This window comes from Rhodococcus sp. IEGM 27 (genome assembly GCF_033142305.1).
GTDB lineage: Bacteria > Actinomycetota > Actinomycetes > Mycobacteriales > Mycobacteriaceae > Rhodococcus_F > Rhodococcus_F oxybenzonivorans.
The window spans coordinates 797,756-810,703 of the sequence record NZ_JAWLSG010000001.1 but is presented as its reverse complement, the minus strand read 5'-3'; the positions used below and the strand labels follow the sequence as shown (position 1 = coordinate 810,703).

Here is a 12,948-nt window from a genome sequence, read left to right as displayed (position 1 = left end):
GTGGGCCGAAAACACAGTGGCCGAGGTCAGCGGTACGTGCTGGGAGTGGTGCCGGTCCACCGCTTGAAGGCGCGCCGGAATGCGCTGGGCTCGGAGAATCCCAGGCGTGCGGACAGATCGTCGACCGTCTCACCGCGTCGCAGACCCGCGACTGCGGCGTCGCGCAGAACCTCCTCGCGGAGCTGATTGAGCGAGGTGCCTTCCTGCCGGAGTAGGCGCCGTAGGTGGGGCACGCTGATAGACAGCATCTCCGCGATCTCCTCGGCGGTGGACGTGCGGCCCTTCATGCCCAATTCGAGCACCCTCCGCACCTGGGATGACGCCGTGCTGTCGTAGTCGCGCTCGGACATCAGCAACGTCGGCGATTCGCGGAGGTACTCCTCGAGCGTGTCCTCGGTCTGGATGATCGGCAGCCGCAGCACTGCATTGTCGAATTCGATTGCGGGAATTGCGCAGTCGAATGTGACGGGGACACCGAAGATGTGGTCATAGTTTTCGGCGAGGCGTGGAAGCGGTGCGGGGTACGGCATGTCGACGGCGAGCAACCGGACGCGCTTACCCACCAGCCACGCTGCGAACCGGTGCAGGAGAATGAGGAGGAAGTCGGTGGTGACGCGCGCCGCCTCGAGCGACAACTGTGCGTCCTCGGCCGACTGGACCTTCGCGCCGGGACGGATATCGAGCGTCATGCGCGTTCCGCCGTGGTTGCCGGGGACGATGTGGAGAGCGGGAAGCGAGGGCAGCGCTCGGAGAATGTCTGCCATCCGCTCGAGCGCGGCAGAGAGGTCGGCGGTGTGGATCAACGCCAGACACACCAGCCGAAAGGTGCCGCGCGGCACCGGAGCCGGTCCGAGACCGAACAGTTCGTCGCCCGTGATCTGCCAGACCGCTTGCGTGAACGCGGTGACCTGGGTCGGTGTGAGCCTGGCCAATGGGTCCTGCAGCGATGCCGCCGTGATCCCTGCGACGGATAAGGCGGGGGAGAGGTCGACACCACTGCGAGCCGACAGTTCCAGTGATCGCCGGACGAAGTCGGCGGGGATGGTGCGAGCAGTCACGAGCGAGGCTTTCCGAGAGCCCGCAATCGCCGTGCGGCCTCGGCGAGCACGTGGTCTTGTTTGCAGAAGGCGAAGCGAACCAAGGGCTTCCACTGCTCGGGGTGGTCGGTGAACACGCTGACCGGCACACCGGCGACACCGATCCTCGCCGGAAGATTCCGACAGAACTCGATACCGTCGTGCTCGCCGATCCCCGTGATGTCGGCGCAGAGGTAGTAGGTGCCCCCGCCGGAACGGACTTCCAGGCCGGCCGCCACGAGAGCGTCGTAAAGAATGTCCCTCTTCGTTTGCAAGCTGTCGCGTAGTTGTGTCACCCACTGTTGTTCGTGCGTCAGCGCGTGAGCCACCGCCGGCTGGAACGGGCCGCCGCCCACGAACGACATGTACTGCTTCGCGGTGCGCACGGCGTCGATGAGTTCGGCGGGTCCGCATGCCCAGCCGATCTTCCACCCGGTGACGTTGAACGTCTTGGCGGCACTCGACACGCTGACCGTGCGTTCGTACATCCCGGGGAGGGTGGCGACGGCGGTATGGGTCCGGCCGTCGAAGACCAGGTGTTCGTAGACCTCGTCGCTGAGGACCAGCAGGTCGTGCTCGCAGGCCAGGCGAGCGATGGCCTCGAGTTCTTCGCGGGTGAACACCGTGCCGGTGGGATTGTGCGGTGTATTGAGGATCAGCATCCGGGTCTTGCTCGTAACTGCATCGCGGAGTCCGTCGAGGTCGACGGCAAAGCTTTCGCCCGCGGGAACGAGCGGCACGGTGCGGCGCACCGCGCCCGCCAGTGCGACGGAGGCCGCATAGGAGTCGTAGTACGGCTCGATCAACAGCACCTCCTCGCCGGGCTCCACGAGACCGAGAATTGCCGCGCTGATCGCCTCCGTGGCGCCAACGGTGATCAGCACCTCCGAGTCCGGGTCGTGGTCGAGGCCGTAGCGAGCCAGCCGGTCGGCGGCCACCGCACGCCGCAATACGGGCATTCCGGGCCCGGGCGGGTACTGGTTGAGGCCGTCGGCGATGGCCGCACGCGCGGTGTCGAGCATCGACGACGGCCCATCAGTGTCGGGGAAACCCTGACCGAGGTTGATGGCGTCGTGTTCCACCGCGAGTGCGGTCATCTCGGCGAAGATGGTCGATGCGAACGGCTGCAGGCGCGAGACGGTTCGATTACGCGGCGTAGCCGACAGGCGATTGCGCGGCGTTTCGGGCATTACTGCAGCGTAGTCGGTGTGCCACCGAACCTCGCACACGGCCGTGTCACGTTCTGCGGGGCTGTCTCGTCTTCTCTGTAGACGGCGCGCGAAGGGCGCCCGGTGACGATGGAGGACACAATGCCCCGCATTCCCGCAGTGGCCCCGGCGGACGCGAGCCCGCTGGTCAAGGTTGCGTACAAATTCGCTGCCCGCAAGTTCGACGAGGTGCCGGAGCCGTTCACCGTGCTCGCCCACCACCGCAAACTCTTCGTCGCCTCGGCCCGGCACGAGCTGGCGGTGCAGAAGGCGTCGACCGTGCTTCCGGCCAGTGTCCGGGAGCTGGCGGTGTACCGCGTCGCCTGGACGATCGGCTGCTCATGGTGCGTGGACTTCGGCACGATGCTGCAACGCCTCGACGGGCTGGACACGGCGAGGCTCGAAGACATCGGCAACTACGCCGACTCCCCGGCGTACAGCGAGGACGAGCGTGCGGCCATCGCCTATGCCGACGCGATGACTGCGACGCCCACGACGGTCACGGACGAACAGGTGGCCGACCTCGAACGCCGTTTCGGCAGGGACGGTGTCGTCGAACTGTCGTATCAGATCGGGATCGAAAACATGCGGGCCCGGATGTATTCGGCACTGGGCATCACCGAACAGGGTTTCAGCACCGAATCGTGCCGGGTGCCGTGGGCCTCGGAAGCCCCCGCTGCTGACCACCGAGGTGACGACACCGAGGTCACGAAGGGTGGTCCTGGAGTCTGATCCCGACGAGCTTCTCCGGATTCGCGATGTCGTAGGCGGCGTAGACGAGTCCGTCCCGGACGGTGAACCCACCCACTCGCGGAGGCGAGCTGCGGTGGGTCCCGCCGCCGGCGATCCCGGCGCTGAAGAAGCCGAGCTGACCGTTGACAAGGACCGGCTGCATGGTGGTGAAGGCGGCGGCGCCGTACTTTCGGATGAGGCCGAGATAGAAGCGAGCGAACTTGTCCGCTCCCCGGATGACGTTGACGGCGGTACTGGTCGTGCCGTTGGCGTCGCCGATGACGAGGGCGTCGGGGTGCAGTGCCGACACCACCGCATCGATGTCGCCGGAGGCGAGGGCTCCGAGAAGTCGCTGCACCGCGCGTGAATGCTCCTCGTCCGGGACCGCGGGAGTGGTTGCTGCCGCGGCCTTACGGGCGCGGGACGCGAGCTGCCGCGCCGCCGGGACCGCGATCCCCAACAGGTCTGCCACCTCGTCGAATGGCACCCCGAACCCGTCGTGGAGCACGAAGGCGACGCGTTGCTGCGGAGTGAGCGTGTCGAGCACGATCAACGCCGCCAACCGATTGTCTTCCTCCTGTACGACCGCTTCGAGCGGATCCGGCTCCGCAGACGGTCCCAGCCCGGTGACGATGGGTTCCGGAAGCCACTGCCCGACATACTGTTCCCGTCGCACGGCGGCCGATCGCAGCCGATCGAGGCAGATTCTGCCGACCACGGTGGTCAGCCAGCTCCGGAGGTCCCGTATGCCGGTGGCATTCTCTTCGTCGAGTCGCAGCCACGATTCCTGCACGGCATCCTCGGCGTCGCTGACACTGCCGGTCAGCCGATAGGCCACCGACAACAGATGCCGCCGGTGGCCCTCGAATTCGTCTACCAGCGTCGCTGACGGCATGCCGACATCGTACGTCCGATCCAGACATAAAATCCGTGGTGCGCGTAACCGTTGACCCTGGTGGGGGCACCGGACGTACTGTGGGACAACCACACGACGTCAGGGAGTTCTGCCATGTTCCAGTGTTGTAGCTGTCGCAGCTGACCTGGCTTTTCTGCACCCCTTCTCTTCGCAGGCACTGCTCGATCCCGCGGGACCGTCCCGGTCTCCGGTCGAACGGTGCGCATCACCCGACCCGCCACCCTTTCCGTGCGCGGGCATCACCCTGAGGAAGATCCCGATGATTCGTCCACGTCTGGCGCGGACTCTGGCCGCCGCGGCCGCCCTGCTCACCTTCGCCGGCCTCACCGTCGCCTGCTCGAGCGACAAGACCGTCACGACCGCCGACGGTAAGACCGTCCTGCGCTACGAGGGAACCACCGGCCAGGTCTCCTTCTCGGAATTGGCGGCCGACCTGGGTTACTACCAGAAGGTCGAGCTGAACTGGATCGGCGACAGCACCAGTGGGCCACAGAGCATCCAGAACGCCGCAACGGGACAGACCGATTTCGGTGGGGCGTTCAACGGGGCGGTACTGAAGCTGGCCGCCGCGGATTCACCCGTCACCTCGGTCGTCGGGTACTACGGCTCCGACAAGGAAACGTTCAACGGGTACTACGTGCTCGAGGACAGCCCGATTCGCACCGCCCGAGATCTCATCGGCAAGAAAGTCGGGATGAATACCCTCGGCGCGCACCACGAATTCCTGGTCCGTGAATGGCTGGCGCGAGAAGGGCTCACTCCGGACGAGATCAAGCAGGTGGAGCTCACCGTCGTACCCCCGGTGAACACCGAACAGGCACTGCGACAGGGGCAGATCGATGTCGGCACACTCGGGAGCGTGTTCCGCGACAAGGCCGTGGAGAAGGGCGGCATCCGCGCGCTGTTCACCGACGAGTCCATCTTCGGTTCGTTCACGTACGGCTCGCTGCTGTTCCGCAACGACTTCATCGCGAAGAACCAGGAGGCAGTGGCCGACTTCGTGCAGGGCACGGCCCGGGCGATCCGCTGGACACAGACCACGCCCCGCGATCAGGTGATCGCGAAGTACAAGGAGATCATCACCGAGCGCGGACGCAACGAGAACACCGACCTCGTCGACTACTGGAGGTCGCCCGGTGTCGCCGGCCCCGGTGGAGTGATCACCGACAAGGAGATTCAGACCTGGATCGACTGGCTCGTGCGCAATGGAGAACTCGAGGACGGCAAGCTCACGCCGGCCGATGTGTACACGAACGAGTACAACCCCTACGCCAATGGCACGTATCCGGCGGACAGCGGTCCGGACGGGCAGGCCCTGGCCACGAAATGACAGTACCGAGCAGAACTGACGGAGAAGTATCGGAAGGACAGACATGAGCACGACCGCTTCGGACCGAGGTCAGGTCACACCCCCCAAACTCCGCCTCGAACACGTCACCAAACAATTCGACGTGCGCGGGACGAGGGACAAGTTCACCGCCATCGAAGACATCGACATCGATCTCGCCGCCGGCGAGTTCCTCGTCCTCGTCGGACCCAGCGGTTGCGGAAAGTCGACGCTGCTGGACCTTCTCGGAGGTTTGAGCACGCCGACCTCGGGCCGCATTCTCCTCGACGGGAAGCCGGTGACGGGGCCGGGACTCGACAGAGGCATCGTCTTCCAGCAGTACGCGCTTCTCCCATGGCGCACCGCGCGGCACAACATCGAGTTCGGGTTGGAAGCCAAGGGGCTGCCCAAGAAGGAGCGCCGGAGCCTCGCCGAGTACTACCTCGAGTTGGTGGGCTTGCACGGCTTCGGTGACCGGTACCCGCACGAACTGTCCGGTGGGATGAAGCAGCGTGTCGCGATTGCCCGCAGCTTGGCCTTCGATCCCGAAGTGCTGCTGATGGACGAGCCGTTCGCCGCCCTCGACGCGCAGACCCGCGAATCACTCCAGGACGAACTTCTGCGCATCTGGAAGGCAACGGGAAAAACCATCCTGTTCATCACCCACGGCATCGACGAGGCCATCTACCTCGGGCAGCGGGTTGCGGTGCTGACCTCGCGACCCGGGCGGGTGAAGACGTTCGTCGACATCGACATCGACCGCAGCGGTGAGGACGTCCGATCCAACGAGCAGTTCCGGCAGTACCGGCACAAGATCTGGACGCTGTTGCACGGTGAAGTGGAGCGAGCACAGGTAATCGAGAAGGAGGAGGCTCATGTCTAGCGCACTTGCCACACCGACAGACCTCGACGAGGCACCTGTCGTCGCCGATCCACTACAGACCCGCGCAACATCGCCCGCACCGGAGGTCCGACCGGCGGCACCCAACGCCGCGAAGCGCGCCGGCGCGGTCGTGGGGCCCGTCGCCTGGCGAATCCTCAAGCCTTCCATCGCGATCGTCGCGTTTCTCGGGCTGTGGGAGTTCGCGCCCCGAATCGGGTTGGTGGACGAGGTGTTTCTGCCACCGTTCAGTACGGTGGTCGAAGCCTTTCTCGACCTGGCCGCCAGCGGTGAACTGTGGCAGCACGTGTCGGCGAGTCTTTCGCGGGCTCTGATCGGCTTCTTCGTGGCAGTCGCGATCGCGATCCCGCTGGGTATCGCGATCGCCTGGTACCGCCCGGTGTCGGACTTCCTGAACCCCATTCTCGAGCTCTTCCGTAACACGGCCGCGCTGGCCCTGCTACCCGTCTTCATCCTGATCCTCGGGATCGGTGAGGAGTCGAAGATCGCGCTGGTGATCTACGCCTGCACGTTCCCCATTCTCCTCAACACGATTTCCGGTGTGCGTACCGTCGATCCGCTGTTGATCAAATCGGCTTCGTCACTGGGATTGTCGCCGGTGCGCCTGTTCCAGAAGGTTGTGCTGCCCGCCGCTGTTCCCACCATCTTCACCGGTATCCGCATGGCGGCGGCATCCTCCATTCTCGTGCTGATCGCCGCTGAAATGGTGGGCGCCAAGGCCGGGCTCGGCTATCTGATCACCGCCTCCCAGTTCAACTTTCAGATCCCCAACATGTACGCGGGCATTGTCGCGATCTCTGTTCTCGGGCTGTCCCTCAACGCGATTCTCGTGTTGATCGAACGCAGGTTGTCGCGCTGGCGGGTCTGATCGGCCTGCTGCTCCTCTCGTAGAAAAGAAACTCGATGTCACAAGGTTCCCAGCACTTCCATCTCAATGCCTTTCTCATGGGCGTGGGTCACCACGAGGCGGCGTGGCGGCATCCACGCACGGAGGCCCATCGGGTTCTGGACGTGAAGCACTTCCAGGAACTCGGTCGGATCGCGGAACGCGGCAAACTCGACTCCGTGTTCTTCGCCGACACCCTGGCAATCGGTCCGCGGCTCGAGCACAACACGCAGGCGATCTTCGAACCCGTCACGCTGCTGTCGGCCATCGCCGTCGCCACCAAACACGTGGGACTGATCGCCACGGCGTCGACGAGTTACGGTGACCCCTACAGCCTGGCGCGGAAGTTCACCTCTCTCGACCACATCAGCGGTGGCCGGGCGGGGTGGAACATCGTGACCTCGGCGGGCGCGGACGAGGCGGCGAACTTCGGCGTCGACGGAATCCCGGCGCACAGCGGAAGATACGAGCGCGCAGCGGAATTCGTCGACGTGGCACTTGCGCTGTGGGACAGCTGGGAAGACGACGCCGTGGTACTCGACCCGGACACCGGCCTGTTCGCCGACCCGGCAAAGGTCCACACGATCGACCACGACGGTCCGCGCTTCCAGGTCAAGGGGCCGCTGAACTCCCCGCGATCGGCGCAGGGGCGTCCACTGCTGGTACAGGCCGGTTCTTCGGAGAGCGGTAAAGAGTTCGCCGCCCGGCATGCGGAGGCGGTCTTCACTGCGCAACGCACCCTCGCGCAAGGGCAGGAGTTCTACCGGGACCTCAAGGCGCGGGTGGTGAAGTACGGCCGCAATGCCGGCGATCTGAAGGTGCTGCCGGGCATCGTCCCGTTCATCGCCGACACCCAGGAGGAGGCGGAGGCGCTCGAACGGTCCTTTACCGAGCTGATTTCACCCGCGTACTCGCTGCGTCAGCTGTCCACGATGCTCGGCGTCGACCTCACCGAGCATTCCCTCGACGCCCCGCTCCCACCCTTGCCGCCGCTCAACGAGATTCAGGGGAACAAGAGCCGGTACCAGCTGGTGAAGGATCTTGCCGAAGACGGCTCGCTCACCGTGCGGCAACTGATCGGACTCCTCGGCGGCGGGCGTGGACACCGCACGTTCGCCGGAACCCCCGAGCAGGTGGCGGACGAGTTGCAGATCTGGTTCGAACAGGGTGCGGCGGACGGCTTCAACATCATGCCGCCGTACTTGCCGGGAGGTCTCGACGACTTCGTCGATCAGGTGGTTCCCATTCTCCAGGACCGCGGACTGTTTCGCACCGAGTACACCTCGACGACGTTGCGCGGTCACTATGGACTGGGCGAGGTCGGCAACCGGTTCGCACCCGGTGACGCGCTGGGCGGTGCCGTCGGCGAAGCGAGCGCATGAGCGGTCCGACCGGCCTCAAACCCTTTGTCACCACGGTCTTCGTCCCGGCCGCAATCTTCGGGATCGGCCAGGGCGCCGCGGCGCCGGTCATGGCCCTCACCGCACGTGATCTAGGTGCGTCGGTGGCGGTGTCGGGACTGATCGTGGCGGTCGTCGGGCTCGGCGCCGTGCTCGGTGACCTGCCGGCCGGGCGGATCGTAGCCAGGTTCGGCGAGCGGCGGTCGATCATCGGGGGCAGCTCGGTCGGCGCCCTCGGCGTCCTGATCTGCTTGTTCGCGCCGACGCCGGGAGTGCTAGGTCTCGGCGCCCTGCTGACGGGGCTCGCCAACGCAGTATGGGGCCTGGCCCGGCAGAGCTATCTGGCCGAGGCCGTGCCGCTCGGGCTGAGGGCACGTGCCATGTCGTCGTTTGCGGCGATGTGGCGGCTCGGCTTCTTCGTCGGCCCGCTTCTCGGTGCCGCCGTGATCCTCGTCGTCGGCACGCGCGGCGGGTTCGTCGTCCAACTTGTCGGTGTCGTGCTGTCGGGGTGGCTGATGTCCCGCGTCCCCGATCCGCCGAGTCGCACGGATGGCCCGGCGAAGTCGCATGTCACGCTGCCCTCGATTCTGCGGGGGCACCGAAAGCTGTTGTCCACCCTCGGCGCCGGCTCGCTGCTGATGGGTGCGGGGCGAGCGTCTCGGGAAGCGGTGCTGCCGCTGTGGGCCGCCCACCTCGGACTCGACGCCGCCCAAGTGAGCCTGGTGTTCGGTGCCGGAGCGGCCGTCGACCTGCTGTGTTCGTATCCGGCCGGCCACTTCATGGACCGGTACGGCCGGAGATTCATCGCCGTACCCTCCCTGCTGGTGATCGGGGTGTCGTACCTGGCGTTGCCGTTCTCACACGATCTCGTGTCGATCGGCCTGGTCGCCGTCCTCATGGGCATCGGCAACGGGCTCGGCAATGGCGTCATCATGACGCTGGGAGCCGACATCGCCCCACCCGCGATCCGCGCAGAATTCCTCGCCGCCTGGCGTCTGACCCACGACACCGGCATGTTCGCCGGGCCGTTGGGGGTGGGTGCGCTGGCCGCGGTGGTCCCGCTCGGGTTCGCCGTCGGTGCGGTCGGCGCGGCTGCGCTGCTCGGTGCGGGCCTGCTGTTCCGCTTCATTCCCGTCTATTCGCCGTGGCCGCCTCGACCGAGCCGCGATCCGGGTTCCGTCGCCCTCGAGGAACAAAGGACCTAGAACTCGGCCGGGCTCGGTGAGGCGGCTCCGGGCAGCTAACCAGCCATGGCCGATACCGGCGAGATCGCCCCCGCACGCCTGGCGGGAAGCAGTGCCGCAATCACCCCGCAGACCCCGCCGATCAACACGATGGTGAAGAGCTGCACCCACGGAATTCCGCTGAGCACCACATCGTCGTAGCCGAAAACAGACGCAGTTCCGGCGGTTCCGAAGATGAGACCGAACACGACGCCCATTCCGGACGCCACACCGGCCACCAGGAGGGCTTCCCAGATCAACATTGCGCGTACTCCTTTTCTCGTCAGGCCGAGTGCTCGAAGCAGTCCCGATTCACGACGCCGTTCGAGGACGGACAGTGCCATCGTGTTACCGACGCCGATGAGAGCGATCAGCACGGCTACCGACAGCAGGCCCGCGACCACCATGAGCATGGTGTCGAGCACCGAATCGATAGCCCCGCGCATCGCGATCATGCCTTGGACTTCGCTTCCGGGCGCCAGCTCACGGGCAAGCTCCGTCACCTGGTCGGTCGCGGCCAGCGACTGCTCGTCGGAGTTGCCCTCCGACAGACGAATCCAGTACGCGTCGATAACAGGGGACGATGCCGACGCCGCCATATCGGTGTGATCGAGGAGAGCCGGCTGACCGTCCCGGCCCTCCACCACCGTGACCGTGACGTCGCCGCGATCACCTCGGACCGTCGCCGTGCCTCCAGGGCTCAGACCGCTGTCCCGCAGTCCGGCGGGAGAGAGCACCAGCCGTCCCGGTGAGGGAAGGGTGATCGGGGTGCGCAGCACGGACTGCGCGGCACTGCCCGACACCCCGAAGGCCTCCAGTTCGCCACGTCCATCGATGACCAGGTCGGCCCGCTCGAGCGCCGAAATCCCCGACACGCCCGTTGTTGCCGTGATCCGCGAGCCCAACTCCGGTGGAAGTCCTCGGTTCCCTGCGCTGCTGACCATCACGTCCACCGGAAACTGCTCGTCCATCGCGGCGGGGGCCGACGATTTCACTGTCGCGATCCCCACCACCAAGGTGCTGGTCAACGCCACACCGATCAACAGAGCAGTGACTGTAGCGGCGGTCCGGCGCGGATTACGGCCTGCGTTGCCCGCGGCGAGCTCGCCGACCGGACCTGCCAGCCGTGCCAGAACGATGCCCGTCCGGCTGATCAGCGCAGGCACCGTCGTAGTGCTCAGTGCCGCGATGCCGAGGAACGAGAGCAATCCGCCCACAGTGGCTGCCGGAACTTGCTGTGCGAGGACGCCTACCACGGTCATCGCGATTCCGGCGGCCAGCATCACGAGGCCGAGAACCCTGCGGCCGAGTGATATTCGCGCACTCTCCGGCTTGGCCTCCATCGGTTGCAGCGCTGCGAGTGGCGACAGTCTGGTCGCCGCCCGTCCGGGGGCAGATGCTGCCACCATGGTCATCACGATCCCCACTGCCACACCGAGTGCGACCGACAGAGGATCGACATGCAACACCGACAACGGGATCGGTGCATCCGCCGCCGTGGCCACCCGTCCGACCACCCAGGCCAACGCGATCCCGACACCGGCGCCGAGAACGGACGCGATGATCCCTACTGCGGCCGCCTCCGTCCGGATACTGCGGCGCACTTGAGATGCGGTTGCACCGACACAGCGCAGGAGCGCAAGCTCCTGGGTCCGCGCCGCGAGCAGCACTGCGAAGGTATTGGCGATCACGAGCGCCGCGACAACGACCGCGATCGCGCCGAAGGACAGGAGGATGGTACTCAGTACCTCGGCCTGACCGAGATACTGTCCTGCAGCGTCTTTCGTGGCTGCGGCTCCGGTAGTCACGGTCGAGTCGGCGGGCAGGGCCTCGCGGATACGGGTGGCCAGCTCCTGCTGTGACAGGGACCCGTCACCGGCAATGCGTACCTCGTGGGTGGCGGCGTCACCGGCCCACTGAATCAGCTGGGCAGGTGTCGCGAAGACCGTGGTGCCGCGCATTCGCTGCGCCGTTCCGGAGAGGTCGACCAGCCCGACGACCCGCACACTGGTGGTCACACCGTCGCCCGCGTCGAGTGCGGTCACCGTGATCTCCGAGCCGACAGGGATTCCGGCGTCCTTACTCACCAGCGCCTCGCCGAGTCCCCTGGGCAGTTCTCCGTCGGAGACCTGCTGCCATCGCAACACACTGTCGTCCGCGATCGACACGGCGTCACCGTAGGACTTTCCGTCGATCGCGGAATCGACACGGACAGAGGCACTCACGTCATCGGTCGTCGCGGCGACGCCGGGGATCCGGGCGAGGTCAGCCGCCCTGGCGCCCGGCCCGGAAGCGACCGCGTCGGTGCCCTGATACTGCACAGCGAGCGAGTTGTCGATTCCGGCGCCGACGGTGGAGTTCAAGGTCAGCGTCGCCACGATGTACCCGACGGCGATGACCACCGCGAGAATCGAGGCCACGTACCGGCCCGCGTGCGCCCGGGCCTGCGGCAAAGCCAGCTCCCTCATCGTCGCACCGCCGCGAGGTCGTTCGCGCCGAGTGCACGCATCGACGCGATCACGGAATCTACGGTCGGCCGGAGAATGTCACCGGCGATCAGACCGTCTGCGATGAGAACCACCCGGTCCGCATACGACGCGGCAACCGGGTCGTGCGTCACCATCACCACCGTCTGCGACGTCTCCCGTACGCACGTTCGCAGCAGGCCGAGAACCTCTGTGCCGGAGTGTGAATCGAGGTTTCCGGTCGGCTCGTCGGCGAAGACGACGTCGGGCTGTGGAAGCAGAGCGCGCGCCACAGCAACCCGCTGTTGTTGCCCGCCCGACAACTCGTGGGGGAGATGATCGAGCCGGTGCGTGAGCCCGAGCTTGGCGACCACTTCCGCCATCCACTGCGGCGACGGGTTGCTGCCCGCCAGGCGCATCGGCAACATCATGTTGGCTCGTGCGCTCAGAACCGGTAGGAGGTTGAATGCCTGGAACACGAATCCGATCCGCTCACGCCGCAGTTCGGTCAGCTCCCCATCGCCCAACCCGGTCACCTCGGTGTCGCCGAGAAACACGCGGCCGGCCGTCACCGTGTCGAGTCCGGCCAGGCAGTGCATCAGTGTCGACTTGCCGGAACCCGACGGACCCATGATGGCGGTGAATTCGCCTCGTGCGAAATCGACGTCCACCCCGCCCAGCGCCCGCACCGCTGTCTCACCCGTGCCGTATACCTTCGTTACTCCGCTCGCGCGGACCGCAGCCTGCATCGTCGTCCCCACCTCCGTGTTGGTCCTTGTCATCACGGAATCGACGTTATTGCAGGTGAAGCGGT

At 66.1% G+C, this 12,948-nt stretch carries 11 protein-coding genes; 6 read left to right on the top strand and 5 right to left on the bottom strand.

The annotated features are described in order from the left end of the window. Positions 1-26: 26 nt before the first annotated feature. Together R4P95_RS03770 and R4P95_RS03765 are read right to left on the bottom strand one after the other, a co-directional pair. Positions 27-1,058, bottom strand: coding sequence for an AraC family transcriptional regulator (locus tag R4P95_RS03770; RefSeq protein ID WP_213573396.1), 1,032 nt, complete (start codon positions 1,056-1,058; stop codon positions 27-29). Next, positions 1,055-2,242, bottom strand: a complete 1,188-nt coding sequence (locus R4P95_RS03765) for a pyridoxal phosphate-dependent aminotransferase (RefSeq protein WP_213578275.1) — start codon at positions 2,240-2,242, stop codon at positions 1,055-1,057. The genes R4P95_RS03770 and R4P95_RS03765 overlap by 4 nt, the downstream gene beginning before the upstream one ends. Before the next feature lie 144 nt (positions 2,243-2,386). Here R4P95_RS03765 and R4P95_RS03760 point away from each other — a divergent pair, with 144 nt between their 5' ends. Beyond that, entirely contained in the window at positions 2,387-3,016 is a 630-nt protein-coding gene (locus R4P95_RS03760; protein ID WP_249353992.1) for a carboxymuconolactone decarboxylase family protein, read from the top strand. Here R4P95_RS03760 and R4P95_RS03755 read toward each other — a convergent pair. Then, a complete protein-coding gene (locus R4P95_RS03755; protein WP_213573395.1) occupies positions 2,991-3,911 on the bottom strand; it encodes a sigma-70 family RNA polymerase sigma factor in 921 nt (306 codons plus the stop codon). The two genes, R4P95_RS03760 and R4P95_RS03755, sit on opposite strands and share 26 nt — an antisense overlap. 280 nt (positions 3,912-4,191) lie before the next feature. On the opposite strand from R4P95_RS03755, the gene R4P95_RS03750 reads away from it, so the two are divergent. From R4P95_RS03750 to R4P95_RS03730, 5 genes are read left to right on the top strand one after another with little or no spacing between them, the layout of a single operon-like run. Further along, positions 4,192-5,262: an ABC transporter substrate-binding protein gene (locus R4P95_RS03750; RefSeq protein WP_213573394.1), complete on the top strand. Its 1,071-nt coding sequence runs from the start codon at positions 4,192-4,194 to the stop codon at positions 5,260-5,262. Between the two features lie 43 nt (positions 5,263-5,305). Further along, on the top strand, positions 5,306-6,142 hold the full coding sequence (locus R4P95_RS03745) for an ABC transporter ATP-binding protein (RefSeq protein ID WP_317743620.1): 837 nt from the start codon (positions 5,306-5,308) through the stop codon (positions 6,140-6,142). Then, positions 6,135-7,028 (top strand): ABC transporter permease, encoded by an 894-nt coding sequence (locus tag R4P95_RS03740; RefSeq protein ID WP_213573392.1) that lies wholly within the window; start codon positions 6,135-6,137, stop codon positions 7,026-7,028. The genes R4P95_RS03745 and R4P95_RS03740 overlap by 8 nt, the downstream gene beginning before the upstream one ends. A gap of 35 nt (positions 7,029-7,063) precedes the next feature. After that, complete coding sequence (locus R4P95_RS03735) at positions 7,064-8,428, top strand: LLM class flavin-dependent oxidoreductase (protein ID WP_317743619.1); 1,365 nt, start codon at positions 7,064-7,066, stop codon at positions 8,426-8,428. Beyond that, a complete protein-coding gene (locus R4P95_RS03730) occupies positions 8,425-9,651 on the top strand; it encodes an MFS transporter (protein ID WP_317743618.1) in 1,227 nt (408 codons plus the stop codon). Before R4P95_RS03735 ends, R4P95_RS03730 begins: the two co-directional genes overlap by 4 nt. Positions 9,652-9,686: 35 nt before the next feature. On the opposite strand, the gene R4P95_RS03725 is transcribed toward R4P95_RS03730, so the two are convergent. Together R4P95_RS03725 and R4P95_RS03720 are read right to left on the bottom strand one after the other, a co-directional pair. Continuing rightward, positions 9,687-12,137, bottom strand: coding sequence for an ABC transporter permease (locus tag R4P95_RS03725; protein ID WP_317743617.1), 2,451 nt, complete (start codon positions 12,135-12,137; stop codon positions 9,687-9,689). Beyond that, positions 12,134-12,916: an ABC transporter ATP-binding protein gene (locus tag R4P95_RS03720; protein ID WP_249353991.1), complete on the bottom strand. Its 783-nt coding sequence runs from the start codon at positions 12,914-12,916 to the stop codon at positions 12,134-12,136. Before R4P95_RS03720 ends, R4P95_RS03725 begins: the two co-directional genes overlap by 4 nt. Positions 12,917-12,948 lie beyond the last annotated feature (32 nt).